Source organism: Sphingobacterium deserti, assembly GCF_000757725.1.
In the GTDB taxonomy this organism is placed as follows: Bacteria; Bacteroidota; Bacteroidia; order Sphingobacteriales; family Sphingobacteriaceae; genus Sphingobacterium; species Sphingobacterium deserti.
Map to the genome: position 1 here is coordinate 159,585 of NZ_JJMU01000002.1, position 22,607 is coordinate 182,191.

Genomic DNA, 22,607 nt, shown 5'->3' on the forward strand with positions numbered 1-22,607 from the left:
ATTTTCTATCCGGCAAATAGAAACAAGGGATATCAAGCGCCGCTAAAACGAGAAAGTGTTCAAAAGTACTGTCAGAGAACACGCTTTTGAACACTTTCAGAGGGTTAAAAAGCCCCTCGCTTTGCTTTTAAAATAAGACTAGATCATCTCCACACTACGTTTTACAAACGACGTCAAATCAGCTCCAGTCAACAGACCCCTTGATAATAAAGCCAGATCAAAAGCTTGCTTCGCCAATTTAGTACCATCTTCATCGCCACTTTCGATAATGCGTTTTACAAGCGGATGGTTTCCGTTGACAGTAACTTTGTAGTTATCTGGAAGTGTGCCATAAAAGCCCATTCCACCGCCAGTTTTTGCCATATCTTTCATACGACGCATAAATTCGTCAATCGTTACGGCTACTGGAAGATCATCTGCTCCTAAAGCATCGATCTCGACTTTCATATCACCTCTAGAAATAGCTTTTTCAAATATTTCAGACGCTTTCTTCGATTCATCTTCTGAAAGAGTCAACGTTTGCTGCTCATCTTTAGGAATCAATTTGTCAACTACATCCGCATCAACACGTTTAGCCTGAACTTTATCGCCACCTTTCTGCTCTAAATAACCGGTGAAATGTGTATCCAATGGGCCATCCAACGCAAGAACATCATATCCCTTTGCTTTCACTGAGCCGATGAATCCATCTTGCTGCGCAGGATCATTGGTATATAGGTAAACGATATTGCCATCTTTATCCACTTGGATATCTTTGACTTTCTCGTAATATTCTTTTAGCGTGAAACTCTCTGCATCTGTATTTTTCAGTAGGCAGAAATCGTTTGCCTTCTCAGCAAACTTCTCATCGCTCAGCATACCATACTTGATAAAGAGTCCAATATCATTCCATTTCGCTTCGAAATTCTTACGGTCTGCTTTAAAAAGCTCGTTCAATTTATCTGCGACTTTTTTGGTGATGTAGTTGTTGATTTTCTTTACGTTGCTATCCGCCTGTAAAAACGAGCGTGAAACGTTTAATGGTATATCTGGTGAATCAATTACGCCCTGCAGCAGCATCAGAAACTCAGGGACGATATCTTTCACCTCCTCTGTGATAAACACTTGACGAGAATACAACTGAATCTTGTTGCGTTGTATTTCCATCTCGTTTTTCACTTTCGGGAAGTAGAGAATACCGGTCAAGTTGAATGGGTAATCTACATTCAAGTGAATCCAGAAAAGAGGCTCATCCATCGAGTATGGATACAACTCCCGGTAGAAAGCCAGATAATCTTCATCAGTCAATTCAGACGGGGATTTTGTCCAAGCCGGATTGGTGTTGTTGATAATATTGTCTACTTCAATAGAAGTGTATTTTGGTTTCCCTTCTTCATCCTCTCCGTCGGGCTGCGATTCTGACTTCGTTCCGAAACGAACAGGCACCGGCAGGAAGCGTGCATATTTGTTTAAGATCTCGCTTAAACGAGCTTGATTTAAAAATTCAGCTGATTCATCGTTCACATGTAAGATGATGTCTGTCCCGCGATCTGTGCGTGTACCTTCCGAAATTTCGTAGGATGTACTACCGTCGCAAGTCCAGTGCGCCGGTTCAGCACCTTCCTGATAGGATAATGATTCAATCTCAACCCGATCAGCCACCATAAAAGCTGAATAGAAGCCTAACCCAAAACGACCGATGATTTCGTTCGCATCGTTTGCTTCTTTAAATTTCTCCATAAACTCTGTGGCTCCGGAGAAAGCAATCTGGTTGATATACTTCTTAATTTCGTCAGCAGTCATACCAATCCCGCGATCAGAAATGGTGATGGTTTTTGCCGCTTCATCAAATTTAACATCAACCGTAAGGTCGCCAAGTTCACCTGGAAACTGCCCTAAGGATGAAAGACGCTTAATTTTTTGGGAAGCATCCACCGCATTAGAAACCAACTCTCTTAAAAAAATCTCGTTATCCGAGTAGAGGAACTTTTTGATTACCGGGAAAATATTCTCGGTATGAATCGAAATACTACCTTTTTCTTGCATATGATATTTTATTTTTTTCTATGTTATCTATTTGGCTTATCAAGGAATATTCCAAAGGTGATATTACCGACAGGATGACAGTATGCCAACGTGAGCCGGAAAAAAACTGACGCATTTGTCATTTATTTACAAAAATATTTGCAACTAATAAAAAAGACTACTAAGTTTGTCGTGTATTCAGAATTGCTTAGGCAATACCAACCGAGTGTAGTACCACGGTGGTAAAATAATACGGGGAAAAAGTGAGAGACAATGAGTGACTATTGTTTATTACACCCACAAATTTCTGGATACAATTTATGGTTAAACTTTTAATTTTAAATTGTATGTCAACAATTCTTCATTTATCAACACACCTACAGGAGCAATTTAATAACTACTCCATTCCAGAACTAATTACGTTTAACAATGATATTGTCGAGAGCGATGGTTGGGGTACGACACGCTCTACCTTTCGCAATGCCATTCTCAAAGCTTTGGCTAAAAAGGGCATCGACCTCTCGCCTATTATTTCCAAAGAGGATGGCTTTAGCAGTATCCAAATTGTAAAAGTGCGTTTGGAAAACAATGCGCTTGTACCGTTGAGGGTATTAAGTAATGCGTAGTGTGTATTGAGTAGTGAGTAGTGAGTAGTGTGTATTGAGTAGTGAGTAGTGCGTAGTGAGTAGTGCGTAGTGCGTAGTGCGAAATTAGAAAAGATACTACAATGCACCGTTCTTAATTAAACGAAATGTCGCATTTGAAGGGGTATTGAGTAGTGCGTAGTGAGTAGTGCGTAGTGAGAAATTAGAAAAGATACTACAATGCACCGTCCTTAATTAAATGACATGTCGCATTTGAAGGGGTATTGCGTAATGTGTAGCGCGTAATGCGAAAGGTATTCTCTATTTTATTGCTTCTTCCCATTATTAAACGAAATGTCGCCTCGAAAGCTTTGCGATATGTAGAAACTTGCCAATCCACAAACCTCCCCCGCAAAGGTTTCAAGCGACAGGGTTTTGAATACTTTTGCCCTTCAAAAGTATTTGCCTTGCCGCGGCATGCGGCGGAAGGGTTTGAGCGAGGGACAATCCGTTTAGAAACTACATTACCCTACAAAACCATTTGCCTTGCCGCGGCATGCGGCGGAAGGGATGTCCGATGGGATTGGTATTGAGTAATGTGTAGTGCGTAATGCAGCATTAATCAAACCAAACCTTTATAAAAACAGTTCTACTTCACCATTAAATCTACTAAATAGGGTACATCAAGATTTACAAATGTATCGTAATCGAGCGTTTTCTGAAGCAGCTGTGCCTGCTGCTTTTCGCTGAATATGCGTTTCAAATTTCGTTGATATTTCTCGATTAGCTTCGGAATTCCTTCCTCTCGTCTGCGCGGATGCCCCATCGGATAGTGTACGACCACTTCGGGGAGCACAGTACCATCCTGCAAGGTGATAGTAAGACCATTTGCTATCGCCCGCTTATCGGGATCATGATAATCTACGGTAAAACTTGGATCTTCATGGCATACCATTTTATCACGAAGAACATCAATTTCTAGATGCTGAGCAATATGATCTTCGTAATCTTCTGCCGTCAAACGGCCAAACAGCAAGGGAATAGCGATCATGTATTGCAGGCAGTGATCGCGATCTGCAGGATTATGAAGTGGCCCTTTCTTATCGATAATACGAATGGCCGCTTCGTGCGTCCGAACCGACACAAGCGCGATGTCTTCCGCTGCCTTACCGATTTCTTGAAGTTTGTAGTGGAGTTGCATCGCAGCCTCCACTGCAGTTTGCGCATGAAATTCCGCCGGAAATGAGATCTTGAACAATACATTCTCCATGACATAACTACCATAGGCTCGTTGAAATGTGAAAGGCTTTCCTTTAAAAGAAACATCATAGAAACCCCATATAGGTGCAGTTAAAACGGATGGATAGCCCATCTCGCCTGTTTGGGCTATCAGAGCTAACCTCACTGCTCTTGACGTAGCATCGCCCGCCGCCCAAGATTTTCGGCTGCCCGTATTGGGTGCATGCCTATATGTGCGCAGCGCCTGTCCATCCACAAAAGCGAGCGAAACAGCGTTGATCAACTCATCATAAGTCAGTCCTATCATTTTCCCTACCACGGCGGTCGATGCAATTTTAACGAGCAATACATGATCTAACCCCACTTTATTGAAGGAATTTTCCAATGCAAGCACGCCTTGAATCTCATGAGCTTTTACCATGGCCTCCAAGAGATCTTCCCCTTTCAATGCTGCTTCCCCTCGACTAACGCGCGTGCGGCTAAACCAATCTGCCGTCGCCAAGATTCCGCCAAGATTATCGGACGGATGTCCCCACTCTGCAGCGAGCCAAGTATCATTAAAATCCAACCAGCGGATCATGCTGCCTATGTTGAAGGCGGCCTGTACCGGATCTAGTTGATATGCAGTACCAGGAACCTTTGCACCTTGCGGAACCACTGTGCCAGGCACAATCGGACCGAGCAATTTTGTACAGGCTGGATAAGTTAAGGCCTCAAAGCCACAACCCATGGTATCTAAAAAACAGTAAAATGCGGTTTTAAGAGCCGTTTCGCTTTCCACCTTATAGTGCAAAACATAATCAACGATGTCTTTTAAGACCTGATCAGCATCCGGTCGGTTATTGGGGATTACAACTGCCATTATTTATTATTACTTTTAAATTTTCAATCCTTACTTTCCACTTGTCAATTTTTACTTTTTATTTTTCTATTTTTACTTTTAACTTTTCACTTTTTAATTCTTACTTTTTAATCCTTACTTTTTACTTTTTACTTTTTACTTTTTAATTACCACCTCTCCTATCGTTCCGAAAGTGGCACAAAATCCCTATTTTCCGGGCCGTTGTAGTTCGCACTCGGACGAATAATTTTTCCATCCTGTCTTTGCTCAAAAACATGCGCCGACCAGCCTGTGATACGTGAGATCACGAATAAAGGTGTGAACATCGGCGTTGGAATTCCCATCAGGTGATAGGATACGGCAGAATACCAATCCAAATTTGGGAACATCCGTTTCTCTTCCCACATCACAGTTTCAAGTCGTTCCGCTATGGAATATAAAGTCATATCGCCCGCTTCTTCGCTTAGCTCTTTCGCAATACGTTTGATCACTTCATTTCTAGGATCGGCTATCGTGTAGACAGGATGTCCAAATCCAATGATCACCTCCTTGTTAGCCAATCGCTTCCGGATATCTGCTTCAGCCTCATCAGCATCGGCATAACGGCTTTGTATTTCAAACGCCACTTCATTGGCGCCACCATGCTTCGGGCCGCGCAAAGCGCCGATAGCCCCGGCGATGCACGAGTAAATATCTGAACCAGTACCGGCGATAACGCGCGCCGTGAAAGTAGATGCATTAAACTCATGCTCCGCATAGAGATTTAACGAAACCTGCATGGCTCTTACCCAGGAAGCAGATGGCATATTGCCATGAAGCAAATGGAGAAAGTGACCGCCAACGGTCAAGTCTTCCGTTTCCACTTGAATCTCACGACCGTTTTGACTAAAATGATACCAATACAATAGCGCGGAACCCATGGATGCCATCAGCCGACATGCTATCTCACGCGCTCCGGCCAGCGATTGGCTTTCCTTCTCGGGCTGTAAGCTTCCGAAAACGGAAACATAGGTTCGCAACACGTCCATAGGATGCGCCGTCGGAGGCAATTGTTTAAGCACTTTCTGAATAGCGATTGGCAGACCGCGTTGGCTAGTTAACTGCGTTTGAAACGATTGCAGCTGAGGTTCCGTGGGCAATGTGCCATGGATCAGCAAATACGCGACCTCCTCAAACGAAGCCTGCCATGCCAAATCCAGAATATCATAACCCCGGTAATGCAAATCATTACCACTTTTTCCTACCGTGCTCAACGCAGTATTTCCTGCTGCTACGCCGGAAAGTGCTACGCTTTTCTTAGGTTTAAAACCTGATTCATTTGTCTCTTTCATCGCGATTATTATTAAACAATTGATCTAACTTTCTTTCGTAGGCATAATAATTTATGCTGGCGTAGAGCTCTTCGCGCGTTTGCATAGCCGAAACGACGTCACGCTGTGTACCGTCGCGCCGAATACCGTTATATACCAGTTCTGCAGCTTTGTTTGCTGCCCGAAATGCTGATAATGGATACAGCGCAATGGACACGGAGGCATCACGAAGCTCGTTAATTGTAAAGAGGGGAGTTTGTCCGAATTCGGTAATGTTAGCAAGTATAGGTAGCCCTGTGGCGTCACTAAATAGCTTGTAATCCTGCAAGCGCACTATAGCTTCTGCAAATATAAAATCGGCACCAGCCTCTTTGTAGGCTACTGCTCTGGCAAGCGCGGCATCAAGGCCTTCGGTAGCCAGAGCATCCGTGCGCGCGCCGATGACAAAGTTTACATCTGTACGGGCGTCAACAGCAGCCTTAATACGATCACACATCTCCTCCTGTGTCACCAGTTCTTTACCGGGACGATGACCGCAGCGCTTGGCGCCCACCTGGTCTTCTATGTGAATGGCCGCTGCACCAACTTTAATTAACGAACGCACGGTGCGCTCGATATTAAAGGCCGATGGACCAAAACCGGTATCGATATCCACCAATAATGGCAGGTCGCAGACGTTGGTAATACGATCCACATCGATCAGTACATCCTGTAAAGTTGTGATCCCTAAATCAGGCATACCCAAAGAGCCTGCCGCAACGCCACCTCCAGACAAATAAATAGCATGGAAACCGGCACTTTCCGCCAGTAATGCGTGATTTGCATGGATGGCACCAACCACCTGTAAAGGTTTTTCTTTTTGCATCGCCTCCCTAAAACGAAGACCCGGAGAATACATCATATACTATAATTGGATATTTGAAAATTTACTAGCACACAGATGCGTTAATTGTCTATGTCTAGCTATTTCTTAGCTTCTCGTCAACGAGCGTTATCGTGCATGTCGCTGCGTATCAACCACAAGATACAAAGTTTTTTTAACGAAACACAATCTTAACATCGTCAGAGATCGCTGCATTAAAAATGGATATCAAATAAAATTGAATAGCATTCCCGCTAAAAACAAAAGGTGCCCATGTAAGGTTCCCTAAGTAAAGTTTTCGATGATGATACGTAATTGGACTATGCTATTGTTTGTGGCATCTATACATGTAGGATGCCAGTCAAGCAATCGAGAAGATAAAGTAGCAGATTCTTTAGGCAAAGAAACCGAGATTTTAGATACCGGGTCAGATGAAATTGCTAATAGCAGCCAGTCATTGGAAAATATTGCGGCGATTCAGGATGCATACGTCGCAACGGTAGACAATCGAAAGGCCGGCAGGCTGGATAGCACCTTCTTCGAGTACGACTGTGATGGCGAAAAAAACGGACGTGTCGTTTATTTTTCCGAAGAAGGACAGCTGGTATTGATTAGGCACGACTATGGCGAATACAGCCACCAGGAGTATGAAGAGGAGTATTTTGTAAGGGATAATAAGCTTTTCTTCGCTTTCGAAAAAGCTACCTCCTGGACTTTCGAGAGTGGCGCAGCAGAAGGAGCCACGAAAGATGATGTTACGGAAACACGGATTTATTATCAAAATGAACACGCCTTCCGCTGTTTGCAGAAGCAATACGTCGTGCGAAGTAAATCGCTTGAGAACCCTATACCGGAAGAACTTCCTAATAAAGAATTGGATTGTCAAAAAGCCAGCTCATCGTTGGCAACCTTCCAATTGCTTATAGCCAGGAGGGAAAATCCTACGAACGACTGTTTGAAAAAAGCGGACTAATAACACGCAGCTATTTCTGTGAAAACGTAATGAAATAAACAAGCCGGATACGAGCAAAACCAATTTTTGACCTCGTATACGGCTTGTTTAAATAAATGAAAAAATCGTGCTACAACAGCGCACTTCCATTTGCGACTGTTATTTTCCGTCAAAATGTTTTTGAACCTGCTCCCAGTTGACTATCGACCAAAAGCCTGCGACGTAATCTGGGCGTTTGTTTTGATATTTAAGGTAGTAAGCATGTTCCCATACATCCAGTCCTAACAAGGGTTGACCCTGCAAAGCAACACCCTTCATCAACGGATTATCCTGATTTGGCGTACCGCCTACCTTCAGCTTTCCGCCATCAAGCACCAACCAAGCCCAGCCCGATCCGAACTGCTGTGTAGCAGCCTTAGTAAACGCTTCCTGAAATTTGGCGAAGCTTCCAAACTCCTTATCAATAGCCGCCGCCAAGCTACCTGTCGGTTTATTATCTTTTTGCGGCGCGCGCAAAATCTTCCAAAAGAGCGCATGATTATATGCACCGCCGGCATTGTTTCTCAATTTAGCGCTGAATTTATCAATTGTTTTAAAAAGATCTTTTTCATTCGAGATTTGCGCATTTTCTGCTTGAATCGCCTCATTAGCAGTTTTCACATAAGTACCATAATGACGCTCATGGTGAATTTGCATAGTCTGCGCATCGATTGCAGGTTCCAATGCGTTATTTGCATAAGGCAATGGTTCATGCTTAAACTGGAATGCCATCATGCCGAAATCGGCAAATACAGAACTTCCATAACCTGCTTTAGCAACCGCCAAACCGGCAGCCAGCCCTAAGCTATTTTTAATAAAGGTTCTCCTATCTTTCATATCACGTTATATTTTTTGTTAAACTGTTGCGTCATATACATCCTTGCTAAAATAGCCATAAATAGTTATCGGGAAGACGTTTTTAAAGACTTTTAATATGCTGTTCATAAACATAGTCTCCAACAGCGCTTTCGGCATGCCGATTACATAGGCGGACGAGCAATTTCTATATGTTTAGCTTCCAATAAAAACGGCGAACAATTACCGTTCGCCGCTTCTTCATTATCTAAAGTTTGCTATTTAAGATTATCTCTGTAAACCTTTGCTTTTTTGACTTCCGTTTGGATATCCTTACGGGATGCATCGTATGTAAGCACTTTTTCGTAATCTGTAACAGCTTTGCCATACGCATCTGCAGCTTTCGCTTTATCATAGTTTGCGGCGCCGCTCGTGCCCGTTAGTATTCCCAAATCGCGATAGGCAATAGCACGGTTTTGATACAGTTTCGCGTCGTTAGCGTTAATTGCTATCGCTTTTGTATAGTCCTCAATTGCCGATTTAAGCAATTGTTCTTTCACGCTATTACTTACTTTGTTTATGCTACTTACAGCCATGTTATTACTTGCTTTCGCTTTGTAGTAATAGGCAGAAGTATGCTTTGCGTCCAATGCGATTACTTTTTTAAAAGTCTCGATCGCCTTTGCATAATCTCCATTATGGAACTGCGAATACCCAAGCAGATACTGAACATCTGGATCGCTAGCTTCTGAAGGTAACGCTTTCTGCAAATGCGTCGCTGCCGATTTAAAATCACCATCTAACAAAGCTTTCTGACCAAGGCGGACATTAGGATTACTATGTTGTGACTGGTCCTGCGCTTGAACGGCCACTGTAAATAACGCCAGGGCAGTCGATGCCAAACCCAACTTTACCGCTTTCCACTGGTTACTTAAAAATCTACGTTTCATATTTTCTCTTTATTAATTCTACTTTTTCGTTTTTTACACTAAAACAGTTGACATAAATCTCTGTTAAATAGTTTAAGCTCACAATGAAAATTTATTAACATTTCCACATTTTGCTCCAGGCTCGCCTAATCATGACAGAATAATGTCGATTTAGCGATATGTTTTCTTTCTTAACATAAATAGTACCAATTTTTAAAGTTGGCATCGCTCTTGCAACTATAGAGGAACTATTTTAGTATACAAGAAATTATCTAATAATCTGACATAATGTCGGATGAACACTATATATATGAACAAAAACGACACATTTGACCTCAATCAAGTACTTTCTGTCATTAATGAAGACACTGAGTTTTTTCCCTTGATGAGTTCACAAGATGAAGAGGAAATGAGCAAAGCTGATATTCCTGAAATACTTCCAATACTTCCTTTAAGAAATACGGTATTGTTCCCGGGTGTCGTAATTCCCATAACAGTTGGCCGAGATAAGTCTATAAAGCTAGTGAAAGAAGCCTATAAAGGCGACCGCACAATTGGTGTGGTGTCTCAAAAGGATATGAATATTGAAGAACCTACTGTAGATCAATTGCACAAAATAGGCACAGTAGCTAATATCATAAAAATCTTACAGATGCCAGATGGTAACACCACCGTTATCATTCAGGGAAAACAACGTTTCAAAATCACAGAGCTTGTTAATAGCGATCCGTACTTGAAAGCCCGCGTCGAGCGCGTACCTGAGGAAAAGCCGAAGGTTGCTAATCGAGAATTTAAAGCTTTGATCTCCTCAATAAAGGAGCTCGCGCTGCAGATTATACAGTTATCTCCCAATCTACCCAGCGAAGCGGGACTGGCTATCAAAAACATCGAAAGCCCCACTTTCCTGGTAAATTTCATCTCGTCAAATATGGCGTTGGAAACGGAGCAGAAGCAAAACCTGTTAGAGACCAAAGATTTTGTAAAACGCGCAAAAAATCTACTAGAGCACCTAACAACAGAGATACAACTTCTAGAACTAAAAAACCAGATCCAGAATAAAGTACGTATTGACTTAGACAAACAGCAACGCGACTATTTTTTAAATCAACAGCTGAAGACCATTCAAGAGGAGCTTGGCGGCAACACGCCTGATCTAGAGATGCAAGAGCTGGAAAAGCGGGCACGATCGAAAAAATGGCCTGGAGATGTTCAAAAGCACTTCACAAAGGAACTTGAAAAGCTGGGGCGTATTAACCCTGCGGCAGCAGATTACTCTGTGCAAATCAACTACTTGGAGCTATTATTGGATTTACCCTGGGGTGATTATACAAAGGACAATTTCGATTTAAACAGAGCCGTCAAGATATTAGATAAGGACCATTATGGTCTTGAGAAGGTTAAGCAGCGTATTATTGAGTATTTGGCCGTCTTAAAACTTAAAAATAATATGAAGGCTCCCATCCTCTGCTTGGTAGGGCCTCCGGGTGTCGGCAAGACTTCCTTGGGAAAATCCATAGCGAAGGCGTTGGGCCGCAAATATACGCGTATGGCGCTAGGGGGTGTACGTGATGAAGCGGAAATCCGCGGACACCGCAAAACATACATTGGTGCTATGCCGGGCCGTATTATACAATCACTAAAAAAAGCAGGCGCCTCAAACCCGGTTTTTGTACTCGATGAAATCGATAAATTGGGCTCGGACTTTAAAGGTGATCCATCATCAGCATTGCTGGAAGTATTAGATCCAGAACAAAACACCAATTTCTACGACCATTATGTAGAGATGGAGTATGACCTTTCCAAGGTAATGTTTATCGCGACAGCCAATTCTTTAAATGGGATACAACCTGCCCTCCTAGATCGTATGGAAATCATTGAGGTGAACGGCTACACCATCGAAGAGAAGATAGAAATCGCAAAGAAGCACTTGTTACCGAAGCAGTTGGAAGTTCATGGTTTAACTCGTAAAGATGTTATGCTAAACAACAAGGTAATAGAAAAAATTATCGAAGAGTACACACGGGAATCTGGCGTTCGGGGTCTTGAGAAAAAGATCGGCTCCATTGTTCGTGGTGTTGCCACCCGCATTGTTATGGAGAAAGAGCATAGTTCGAAAATTGATACCCCTATGGTGGAGGAGATATTGGGCGCTCCAATCTTCGACAAAGATCTTTACGAAGACAATGAAGTAGCCGGCGTTGTTACTGGCTTGGCGTGGACTTCGGTAGGCGGCGATATTTTGTTCATTGAATCTAGCCTAAGTCCGGGCAAAGGAAAACTCAGCCTCACCGGTAATCTTGGCGATGTAATGAAGGAGTCTGCGGCAATCGCGATGGCCTACCTACGCTCACATGCTGAAGATTTTGGCATTGACTACAAAGTGTTCGATCAATGGGATGTGAATGTGCACGTACCTGCCGGAGCAACTCCCAAAGATGGTCCTTCCGCTGGTATCACAATGCTTACCGCACTTACGTCATTGTTCACGCAGCGTAAAGTAAAAGAGAAGTTAGCGATGACAGGGGAAATTACGCTTCGTGGAAGAGTCCTGCCTGTTGGAGGCATCAAGGAAAAGATATTAGCTGCGAAACGTGCAAATATCAAAGAGATTATTCTTTGCAAAGCAAATGAAAAAGATATTTTGGAAATAAAAGAAGACTATGTGAAAGATTTATCTTTTCACTACGTGACAAAGATGTCTGAAGTTATTGATCTAGCACTTCTAAAAAACAAAGTTAAAAACCCGAAAGACTTGACTATCAAATTAGCGTAATGCTAACTTTCGCATAGGAGCAAGGGGCTTATAGCACAATATAGTGCTTGCCGAAAGGAAGAATTTTTTTTATCAGTGAAAACCAATCTTACATATTAATCATGTAGATTGGTTTTGTTTTTTTCGCCCAAGCTTAAAGCAGACAACATACAGCGCCTTCCAAATCTGCCCCTTCCAGTTCCGACACATGGAGTTGACGATTCATTTGGATAGTACTATCACCTGTTCATGGTAAAATACGTTCTCTAATTTCCGCGAAATCCCGCTTCATTGGATTGGATATTCTGATTGAAATGCCTTAGCTTTGTGCCCCAGAATACATTTTGGGATTCCCATCCCCGCAAGATATAAGGAAATGATTGATCGTTTATTTAGAAGAGCCATATCTTCGCCTGTGCTGGTTTACATCTTACGCTGCCTCATAGGCTTCTCCATCGGGTACGTACTGTATACGAATTTTGTACACTTTGAGCTTTTTTGGTCGTTGCTATCTATCATTTTGGTTATATCACCAGAAGAAACAGATTCCAAACGCCTCTCAATCGAGCGGTTTAAATCAAACTTCGTCGGTTCATTTGTCGCTTTGCTATGTATTATAGTGAATGGAAATTCGCTATATATGATTGTCATCGGTATTATCGTGACCATTTTGGTTTGCCGGTTTTTCAATATCATGAACATGGCGCGCGTTGCCGTAGTTGCACTTCTGATCATTATGGTACAACCACATCAGGAGGAACTTTCCTATACGCCAATATTCCGTTTTACTTCGGTCGCGATAGGCTGTCTTATCGGGCTAACTATCGTCGTCTCCTCTTCCTATTTACTTCGCGAATTGCGCAGAAAGTTTGGAATCTTCATCGAGCAATAAGCTAAATTAGCCAAAGGATACGCTACTCCGCTATAAATTACTTTCGATAGCGCCAATGTTCTCCCGGTATAAATCAATGGGCTTATCTAATAAAACAGCAATCACAGTCATCTTTTTATCCAATCGTTCTTTTGGAATGTCAATATACACCATACCGGGCACGGCACTCCAATACAATTTATTGAACACTTGATGATTTAGCATCGAACCCTCCCCCACAATTCGTATGCGGGCAATATCATTATTCAACCCTTTTAAAGCGATCGGTCCAGAGGGCTGTCCCTCGACAAAAAGATAAAGTGTTTTACGGTCTTTCGATAGCGCAGAGTATCCCGCATAATGTCCTTTTGGCATCCCGGCGTTCGCGAAGGCAAGTACTTCCGCATGTTTTTCAATCCACTGTTTCAATTCGGCTTGCGCTGGATTTAGTTCCGGAGACAGAAAAATACCATCTTCGGTCAACTTATCTGCAAAAATATTATCGCCCGCATCACTGCTTGCAGCAATTTTTTCCACAGCATCTTGAACGGCAGGCTCCTTCAGCAACGCCTGTATACTGTATGGAGCTACGCTATCTGCCGAAGCAAATTGCGGCGAGCCGTCAAACTCAATAGCCAGCACCGAGGCTACATTATCAAAAGCAGCTGGAGGCAAGGTAATATCCAATAGCCCTCCGTTATAACTGTACTTAAGTTTCGCTTCATGACCGATCAACCGCACATTTTTTACTGGTGTAAGAAGGCGGCCTAATCGGTATCTTGCCCGCTCGCTATCCAAATAGATGTAAAGTGTTTTACCATCATGGGAAAAAGAATTTTTTTCCCGTAGGTGGCTATTATACAGGCCCGCGCGAGTTCCATAAACCGCTTCAGCATGTTTCTTTGTCCAACGCCCCAGCTCCCTAAGAATAGCAACTTGCTGTTCCGGCAAGCTACCATCCGCTTTTGGACCAATATCCAACAGCAGGTTGCCGCCCATAGCGATACAGTCGATTAAAGTTCGAACAATCATATTCGGTGTTTTGTAATGATGATCAAAGGGTTGATAGCCCCAAGAATCGTTCATCGTATAACATAATTCCCAATGGGTGCTTGCAGGTTTAACTACCGGAACACCCTGCTCAGGCGTTTCATAATCGCCATGATTGTTCAAACGAGAATTGATAATGATATCCGGATTATGCTTGCGTAGCAGACTTAAGGTGCCGGGTGCATCCCATTCTTCCGAGCTATGCTCCCAATCACCATCAAACCACAATAAATCCGGGCGATATGCTTTCGATAGCTCATCTAATTGCTGCTGATAATAATGGACGTAACGGCTCCAGCGTTTTGGGTCAGCAGCCACATCGAAGCGCTTTTTGATACGTGTATTCACATCGTAGTAAGGATGACTCCAATCGGGCAATGAAAAATAAATGCCCGTTTTTAAATCAGTCTCTTTCAGTTTTTCAATAAAAGGACGGAGTACATCTCTCTTTGCTGCAGCATGCCTTTTTGTGGTTAAGGCCTCTGGAGCTTGCGAATCCCAAAGGGCAATACCGTCATGATGTTTTGCCGTTATAACGGCATACTTGGCACCCGATGTTTTTATAAGGTCAACCCATTCCTCAGGTCGGTAATTTTTTGCCGTAAACCCGTCAAGCTGTTTTAAATACCGACCATGGCTCATGTAGTTATTAAAGAATGCCCACGATTCTGAAACACCATCTACAGCATAAATTCCCCAATGGATGAAGATGCCTAATTTAGCGTCTTCAAACCAAGTCATTTTCGAAGGATTTGAATGCTGCTGGGCAGACGCCGCAAAAAAACTTACACAAAATAAGGGCATAAGAAATGCAAAACTTTTGATCTTCATGGTCTATAAGGCATTATAACTGTCGTCGAAGATATAAATATATTGCAAAAGCATAAAAACATATTATGTATTTTTGTCTTGATGATAGAACTTTATACAGACGGCGCCTCCAGCGGCAACCCGGGGCCGGGAGGTTATGGCACGATATTAAGAACAGTATATCAAGGCACAAATGAATCCTTCCAAGGAAAACTTATTGAAAAAGAGTTCGCTGGCGGCTTCAGAAAAACCACAAATAATCGAATGGAGTTGTTAGCCGTCATTATTGGATTGGAAGCCTTAAAAAGTATCAATCAAAAAGTCACTATTTTTTCCGATTCAAAATATGTCATCGACGCCATTGACAAGCGCTGGGTATACGGCTGGATGCAAAAAGGATTCCAAGGAAAAAAGAACAAGGATCTTTGGCTTAGACTTATGAGTCTCTACAAACATCATCAGGTGAAACTGGTGTGGGTGAAGGGGCACGCGGGTCATCCATTAAATGAGCGATGTGATCAGCTTGCTGTTAAAGCCTCTAAAGACAAAGCAAATTGGCAGATCGATTCCGTGTTCGAAGTGGAAGAGCAAAAAGGCCGTATAGAACTTTAATTGAGAAATAGTTCGCAAGCGCAGTCATAGCCTGTGTGATTAGGTTTGCGGCTACTTTCATACCTCGGCGCGACCCTATCGCGCCAGATAGCTTGTCTTTACGGTTATATTAGCCGTTTTACTCCGGGAAGCGGTATTAAATGCGCCTCCATAGCTGTACTCTTCGTTGTCATTTTGTCCCGTGATTTGGAAAATGCCAAGATCTGCTTTAATCAGATCGCCAAGGGATGAACCGGCCTCTACAGCAATATTAGATGCACGTTGTTTTGCATTGCTTGACGCTTGGGAAATAAGCTCAAGCTTTAAATCCTCTAATTTGGAATAATAGTAGTTGGGCGAATTTGAACTCAATTCTATACCTTGCGATATAAGTGCAGAAATCTCGCGAGAGGCATTATCTACTTTGTCCAAATCTTTTGATTCCACACTTACACTCTGCGATAAGCTATACCCGGTGAAGGTGTTATAGCTGTTACCATTACCATCCGAGTGATACGAAAATTCACGATTTATATTTACAGCGTTAAATAAGATTTCCTTCGCGGCTATCCCCTTCCCGACAAGAAATTTATGCACCAATTCACGGTCTTGCTTCAACTGCTCAGAAGCAGCGCTTAAATCCATAGATTTTCTGCTATATGAAGCAGACCATTTGACCAAATCAGACTCAAAATCTTTCTTAGCATTGCCGGTAACGTTTATGGTATTGCCACTTTTGAACTTAAAGGTATAAGCGTTGCCGATAATAACCGCAAAAATTATTATTGCTAACCCGCAAATTGCGGAAATGATGATATTAGCTGATTTCATGGCTCTAGATCTTGTAAAATTATTATAACATCGTGTTCAAATTACGCATTTTTCGCTACTTTACGACAAAAATCAAAATTTAATTCATCTTATGCGTATTAAAATAGCCTGTCTTGGCGCGTCCCTTCTATTAACCGGCGCCTTGTCTGCACAGAAGCGACCACTGGATCACAGCGTCTACGACAATTGGAAAAGCATCAGCAACACCGCTATAAGCAAAAGCGGACAGTTTATCTCCTATCAAATTATGCCGCAGGAAGGTGATGGGGTATTTCAGCTGAAAAAGGCTGACAACGCTTTGCTGCTTTCTATACCGCGGGGAGCTTCAGCCCAGCTCAGTAAGGACGAAACCTTTTTGATAGCCGCTATTAAACCTACTTTTCAGGAAACACGGCAAGCAAAAATCAAGAAGAAAAAGGCCGACGACATGCCTAAAGATTCACTGGTGATTGTCAATCTACAGAATAAACAAGAGTGGAAATTCGGACAGGTAAAATCATTCAAGCTTGCGCAAAACAAAAATGAGTATGTCGCTTTCCTCGCTGACGAAAAGAAACAAACAAAAACACCTACAGATACCGCAACCACATCAAAAAAAACAACAAAAAACGGGGCTGTTTTATACCTCCAAAAGCTTAGCACAGGAGACACCCTCAAATTTTGGAAGGCTGATCAGTATGCATTTAGTCCAAATGAAGATTTCCTTCTTTTCTCCAAAAAGAACGAAGCTAAAGACTCGACATCAACGGATGCAGGACTCTACCTATACGACATCGCAAACAAAAATCTGAAAAAAATAAGCAATGGCCAAGGAACTTATAAAGAATTGAGTTTCGACGATAAAGGGATGCAGGTAGCATTTCTTGCTGATAAATCGCCGGAAAAATCGCTGGTAAAAGATTACAAATTATATTACTACACGACAAAGCTGGATACTGCACATATTATTGCCAACCAGCAAAGTGCTGGCGTTCCGCGACAATGGTATGTAAGCGGAGATGCGCCACTAAACTTTAGTGCTGATGGAGAAAAGTTATATTTTGGCTTAGCCCCTATCCCGCGGATAAAAGACACCACACTGGTCGATTTCGAACATGCCCAGGTGGACATTTGGCATTGGAAAGATGATTATTTACAGCCTCAACAACTTGTAAACCTTAAAAGAGATCTAAGCAAATCATTTGCTGCCGTGATCTACCCCAGTAAAGGCAACCGCATAGTAGCTTTAGTTGATGATACCTTTTCCAGAACCATAACAACAGACGAAGCTAATAACGAGTGGATCCTAACCAGTAGCGATTTTGGAAAAAGAGTGGAAGGACAATGGGAAGGATCTACAAAGTCTGATATCTATATAGTATCTACACAATCTGGTCAAAAGAAATTGGTTAAAAAGGATTTGAATGGTTATCCATACCTGTCCCCGAATGGCGAGTATGTGTTGTATTTCGATCGGGAAAAAGGAAATTGGTTGAGCTACAATATCAAAAGTGGTAGCGAAATTTTGCTTAACGATGGAATGCCTGTTAGCTTTGTTGATGAAGAAAACGATTCGCCCACACTGCCTGGCGCGTATGGAATTGCATGCTGGTCAACAGATAATCGAAATGTTTATATCTATGACCGCTACGATATATGGCGGTTTGATCTCACAGGAAAATCAAAGCAACTTATTACTAATGGCGAAGGTCGTGCGACTAAAAAATCTTTCCGCTACATCGATCTAGACCGTCAGGATAATCCTCGCTATCGCACCACTCGCATCCCCGACAATAAGCGTATTTATTTAAGCGCACTCGATGAAGTGACAAAACAAAATGGTGTGTTTGAAGCAAATAGCTCGAAGAGCCGCCGCCCAAGCGAAATTGTACTTTCAGGCTTTGTCTACCGGGGCTTTAAAGCTTCGGAAAGTGGAGATATGTTTATCTATACAAAGGAAAATTACGCACAGTCCCCAAATCTCTACCTTAGTAAGGACTTTAAAAACGAGGAGAGACTTACTGACGTAAATCCACAACAGGAAACGTATAACTGGGGAACTGCAGAGTTGGTAAAATGGACAACTCCAAGTGGAAAGGAAGCGGAAGGTATTTTATACAAACCGGAAAACTTCGATCCGAATAAAAAATATCCGATAATAGCGTATTTCTATGAGACGTTGACAGACGGCCTGTACAGCTATCAGGCGCCTGCCCCGACCCCCTCTCGGCTGAACATTCCGTATTATGTAAGTAATGAATACCTTGTATTCGCACCTGATATCTGTTATGAAATAGGATATCCCGGAAAATCAGCTGAGGAATACGTGAACTCAGGTATGCGCTATCTGGCAAGAAATGCATGGGTCGACTCTACTAAAATGGCTATACAAGGGCAAAGCTGGGGCGGTTATCAAGTTGCACACCTGATCACTCGCACCCCGATGTACGCGGCAGCCTGGACCGGCGCGCCAGTGGTTAATATGACATCCGCTTATGGTGGAATTCGGTGGCAATCGGGTATGTCAAGACAGTTCCAATATGAACACACACAGTCTAGAATAGGCAAGACACTATGGGAAGATAAAGAACTTTATCTCGAAAATTCGCCGCTTTTCTACTTGGATAAAGTAACTACACCGGTCGTCATTATGCACAATGATAACGATGGTGCGGTGCCTTGGTATCAGGGAATAGAGATGTTTACCGCGCTACGTAGACTTCAAAAGCCGGTATGGATGCTTAACTATAACGGTGACGAGCATAATCTTATTAAAAGGCAAAATCGGAAAGATATCCAAATTCGTCAAGCGCAGTTTTTCGATCATTTTTTAAAAGGAAAACCAGCCACCAAATGGATAAGTACGGGTGTTCCGGCGATCGAAAAAGGTATCGATTGGGGACTTGAATAAAATAGATAATAAATGTTACTGGAAAATGCGGTGCTGTTAAAAAATAGTACCGCATTTTCATTTTTATCATATTAAAAACACTTAAATTTTATAATTTTTCCATATTTCTTGTTTGTTTTTTAAAAATAAGCGTACATTTACAACTCAATACAACCAATAACTGTATAAAACAATAAAACTATAAAACGGAAAATGTCAAGCCTTCGATTTAAAGCAGCAGAGTTAGCGGTATCACGCCCTCTGGTTCATGGTACAGCAGTAGAATCTTTAAAAGCAACTTCTATTTACGGTAAAAACGTATTTACGATTGCTAAAATGAAAGATTACCTTTCTAAAAGCACATATAAGGAGTTAGTACAACTTGTAGAAGATGGGTCGCAAATCTCCAGAGATATCGCAGATCATATCGCACAAGCAGTAAAAACCTGGGCTCTTGAAAACGGTGCTACGCACTATACGCACTGGTTTCAGCCCCTTACAGGCTCCACTGCAGAAAAACATGATGCCTTTTTTGAACCTGATGATAACGGCGAAGCGATAGAGAAGTTTACAGGTGATGCTTTGGTTCAGCAAGAGCCAGATGCTTCGTCTTTCCCGAATGGTGGTATCCGCAACACTTTTGAAGCGCGTGGCTACACAGCTTGGGATCCGTCGTCGCCTGCGTTTATCTTCGAAACAGTAGCAGGAAAAACATTGTGTATCCCTACAGTATTTGTTTCTTACACAGGTGAGTCTTTAGATTATAAAGCGCCATTGTTAAAAGCCGTTGCCGCTATTGATAAGGCCGCGACAGACGTGGTACATTTCTTTGATAAATCTGTTTCTAAAGTAAATGCGTCTTTAGGTATCGAACAGGAATATTTCTTGGTAGATCTATCTTTGTTTCACGGCCGCCCAGATTTACAATTAACAGGCCGTACACTTTTTGGCCATATGTCAGCAAAAGGACAACAATTGGAAGATCATTATTTTGGTGCTATTCCTGAGCGTGTCCTTGCCTATATGGTAGATTTGGAAAACGAAGCGTTGAAACTGGGTATCCCTTTAAAAACACGCCATAATGAGGTTGCACCTTCACAGTTCGAGTGTGCGCCAATGTACGAAGAAATCAACTTGGCTATTGATCATAACCAATTGTTGATGAATTTGATGGAGCAAGTTGCTGTCCGCCATAATTTCAAAGTGTTATTGCACGAGAAACCATATAGCGGTGTGAATGGATCTGGAAAACACAACAACTGGTCCCTAATCACGAACACAGGCGTAAACTTATTATCACCTGGTAAAACGCCTAAAAACAACTTGATGTTCTTAACATTCTTTGTGAACACTATTAAAGCTGTTTTTGAATATGCGGATCTTATGCGTGCATCGATTGCGAGCCATAGTAATGACCACAGACTGGGTGCCAACGAAGCTCCTCCGGCAATCATTTCTATATTCCTCGGGTCACAGCTGGATGAAATCTTGGAAGAAGTAGAATCTGCTCGCGTAGCGAAAAAAGTAAGAAACGAGACTAATTTATGGCACGGTATTCCTAAAATTCCAGAATTGAAGCTGGATAATACGGACCGTAACCGTACCTCGCCTTTTGCATTCACAGGTAACAAATTTGAGTTCCGTGCTGTAGGTTCATCTGCAAACTCCGCTCTCCCAATGACTATCTTGAATGCTATTGTTGCACAACAGTTGATCGAATTCAAAGCAGAGGTAGATAAACAAATTAAAAAGGGAACCAAGAAAGATCTTGCTATATTAAACGTTGTTCGTAAGTATATCAAAGATTCCAAAGCGATTCGTTTCGAAGGTAACGGCTATAGCGATGAGTGGGCGCAAGAGGCTGAAGCACGTGGGCTATCCAACATCAAATCTACACCTAAAGCACTTGATATTTACGTAAAAGAGGAAACGCTAGAACTTTTCGAGAAATTAGGCATCTATTCAAGACGCGAGTCAGAGGCTAGACATGAGATCTTATTGGAAAATTTCTATAAGAAATTACAAATCGAAGCACGTGTTATCGAAGAAGTGGTAACAAGCCAAATTGCTCCTGCATGTTTCGTTTACCAAAATGAATTAATTGAGAATGTTAAAGGTTTAAAAGATCTTGGACTCGCTAAGGAAGCATTTAGCTCCCAATTGAATTTGGTTGAACGTATCTCCAAGCATACGAATTTGATTCTGGAAAAGGCAGAAGAAATGCGTCAATCTCGGAAAACAGCAAATAATGTAGAGGATGTTCGTGAGAAATCAATCGCGTACGACGAAGTGGTAAAACCATATTTTGACGAAATTCGCTATCACGTAAACAAATTGGAGAAAATTGTGGACGACAACAAATGGCCACTTCCAAAATTACGTGAACTGTTGTTCTTACGTTAAAAATAAACGACTACTAACTACCTATTAATACATCAGGCATCCAACGATACGTTGGATGCCTTTTTTCGTCCACTAATCGATCCAATCGCTTTACGAGGTCACATTTTTATGCTAAATTTAACGTGGGAAATGCGCACGCTTACCAAATACGAGCGTACGATATTTTATTGTAGCAATAAGACTTGAATGTACCCTGGACACTACGAAACACAATTTAGATAGGTTATAGTAAGTTCGACCGGTAGGTGACAATTGTTTAAAAAAAAAGAGCGCAACAAGCTCATGAAATAAGTATCTGAGATGAAAATAATAGCATTCGCGGGAAGTAACAGCAGCCGCTCAATCAACAAAAAATTTGTAAGCAGTGTAAGCAAATACTACAAAGAGCCTGATGATGTTATTGAAATACTTGATCTTAACGATTTCAATATGCCATTGTTCTCCGTAGATTACGAGCGTGAGCAGGGTATCCCTCCACAAGCATTGGCATTTGCTAAAAAGATCGACGAGGCCGACTTCATTCTACTATCATTGGCGGAGAACAACGGAAATTACAGCGCTGCTTATAAAAGCCTTACCGATTGGATCTCACGCATTCCAGGTCGAAAAATTTTCAATGGTAAACCGCTGTTCCTAATGGCTACTAGCCCCGGTAGGCGCGGCGGTATGAGCGTTTTAGAAATAGCCACTGCCCGGCTACCTTATGACGGCGCCGACATACTGGAAACATTCAGCTTACCAGAATTCAATCAGAATTTTGAAGAAGGTAAGGGCCTGACTAATATACTTCTTCGCAGCCAGTTGGAGGCCAAGGTTCGCAAAACAAAGCGATCGTTAAAACAACGAAACGAACAAAATCAATAGTTCATTAAACA

At 42.2% G+C, this 22,607-nt stretch carries 16 protein-coding genes; 8 read left to right on the forward strand and 8 right to left on the reverse strand.

The genetic code is table 11. The features are described 5' to 3' along the window. Positions 1-138 precede the first annotated feature (138 nt). Positions 139-2,025 carry a molecular chaperone HtpG gene (htpG, locus tag DI53_RS00980; protein WP_037494333.1) on the reverse strand — a complete coding sequence of 629 codons (1,887 nt, stop codon included), beginning with the start codon at positions 2,023-2,025 and terminating at the stop codon, positions 139-141. A gap of 326 nt (positions 2,026-2,351) precedes the next feature. Here htpG and DI53_RS00985 point away from each other — a divergent pair, with 326 nt between their 5' ends. Further along, positions 2,352-2,630 carry a 5-oxoprolinase gene (locus DI53_RS00985; protein ID WP_241462339.1) on the forward strand — a complete coding sequence of 93 codons (279 nt, stop codon included), beginning with the start codon at positions 2,352-2,354 and terminating at the stop codon, positions 2,628-2,630. Positions 2,631-3,237: 607 nt separating this feature from the next. Here the strand turns inward: DI53_RS00985 and DI53_RS00995 are convergent. From DI53_RS00995 to prpB, 3 genes are all read right to left on the reverse strand, one after another. Beyond that, complete coding sequence (locus tag DI53_RS00995) at positions 3,238-4,689, reverse strand: bifunctional 2-methylcitrate dehydratase/aconitate hydratase (RefSeq protein ID WP_037494340.1); 1,452 nt, start codon at positions 4,687-4,689, stop codon at positions 3,238-3,240. Between the two features lie 158 nt (positions 4,690-4,847). Further along, positions 4,848-5,999, reverse strand: coding sequence for a bifunctional 2-methylcitrate synthase/citrate synthase (prpC, locus tag DI53_RS01000; RefSeq protein WP_037494342.1), 1,152 nt, complete (start codon positions 5,997-5,999; stop codon positions 4,848-4,850). Next, positions 5,983-6,879 carry a methylisocitrate lyase gene (gene prpB, locus DI53_RS01005; RefSeq protein WP_037494344.1) on the reverse strand — a complete coding sequence of 299 codons (897 nt, stop codon included), beginning with the start codon at positions 6,877-6,879 and terminating at the stop codon, positions 5,983-5,985. Before prpB ends, prpC begins: the two co-directional genes overlap by 17 nt. A 262-nt stretch (positions 6,880-7,141) precedes the next feature. Here prpB and DI53_RS01010 point away from each other — a divergent pair, with 262 nt between their 5' ends. Further along, positions 7,142-7,813, forward strand: a complete 672-nt coding sequence (locus tag DI53_RS01010; protein WP_131555135.1) for a hypothetical protein — start codon at positions 7,142-7,144, stop codon at positions 7,811-7,813. 138 nt (positions 7,814-7,951) lie between these two features. Here DI53_RS01010 and DI53_RS01015 read toward each other — a convergent pair whose 3' ends face one another. Continuing rightward, positions 7,952-8,668 carry a superoxide dismutase gene (locus DI53_RS01015; protein ID WP_081939358.1) on the reverse strand — a complete coding sequence of 239 codons (717 nt, stop codon included), beginning with the start codon at positions 8,666-8,668 and terminating at the stop codon, positions 7,952-7,954. 236 nt (positions 8,669-8,904) lie between these two features. Next, entirely contained in the window at positions 8,905-9,576 is a 672-nt protein-coding gene (locus DI53_RS01020; RefSeq protein WP_037494348.1) for a tetratricopeptide repeat protein, read from the reverse strand. A gap of 289 nt (positions 9,577-9,865) precedes the next feature. On the opposite strand from DI53_RS01020, the gene lon reads away from it, so the two are divergent. Together lon and DI53_RS01030 are read left to right on the forward strand one after the other, a co-directional pair. Continuing rightward, positions 9,866-12,328, forward strand: a complete 2,463-nt coding sequence (gene lon, locus DI53_RS01025; protein WP_037494550.1) for an endopeptidase La — start codon at positions 9,866-9,868, stop codon at positions 12,326-12,328. A 355-nt stretch (positions 12,329-12,683) separates the two neighbouring features. Continuing rightward, entirely contained in the window at positions 12,684-13,199 is a 516-nt protein-coding gene (locus tag DI53_RS01030) for an FUSC family protein (RefSeq protein WP_037494350.1), read from the forward strand. A 30-nt stretch (positions 13,200-13,229) separates the two neighbouring features. Here DI53_RS01030 and DI53_RS01035 read toward each other — a convergent pair whose 3' ends face one another. Further along, a complete protein-coding gene (locus tag DI53_RS01035; protein WP_037494352.1) occupies positions 13,230-15,059 on the reverse strand; it encodes an alpha-L-fucosidase in 1,830 nt (609 codons plus the stop codon). Positions 15,060-15,140: 81 nt separating this feature from the next. Between DI53_RS01035 and DI53_RS01040 the strand changes: the two genes are divergently transcribed. Continuing rightward, positions 15,141-15,650, forward strand: coding sequence for a ribonuclease H family protein (locus tag DI53_RS01040; RefSeq protein WP_037494354.1), 510 nt, complete (start codon positions 15,141-15,143; stop codon positions 15,648-15,650). A 75-nt stretch (positions 15,651-15,725) separates the two neighbouring features. On the opposite strand, the gene DI53_RS01045 is transcribed toward DI53_RS01040, so the two are convergent. Next, positions 15,726-16,460, reverse strand: coding sequence for an SIMPL domain-containing protein (locus DI53_RS01045; protein WP_037494357.1), 735 nt, complete (start codon positions 16,458-16,460; stop codon positions 15,726-15,728). Between the two features lie 91 nt (positions 16,461-16,551). On the opposite strand from DI53_RS01045, the gene DI53_RS01050 reads away from it, so the two are divergent. The 3 genes from DI53_RS01050 to DI53_RS01060 all read left to right on the forward strand — a co-directional run bounded on the left by DI53_RS01050 (position 16,552) and on the right by DI53_RS01060 (position 22,596). Next, on the forward strand, positions 16,552-19,350 hold the full coding sequence (locus DI53_RS01050) for a S9 family peptidase (RefSeq protein WP_037494359.1): 2,799 nt from the start codon (positions 16,552-16,554) through the stop codon (positions 19,348-19,350). A 192-nt stretch (positions 19,351-19,542) separates the two neighbouring features. Next, positions 19,543-21,732, forward strand: coding sequence for a glutamine synthetase III family protein (locus tag DI53_RS01055; protein WP_037494361.1), 2,190 nt, complete (start codon positions 19,543-19,545; stop codon positions 21,730-21,732). Positions 21,733-22,032: 300 nt separating this feature from the next. Then, complete coding sequence (locus tag DI53_RS01060; protein ID WP_037494363.1) at positions 22,033-22,596, forward strand: NADPH-dependent FMN reductase; 564 nt, start codon at positions 22,033-22,035, stop codon at positions 22,594-22,596. Positions 22,597-22,607 lie beyond the last annotated feature (11 nt).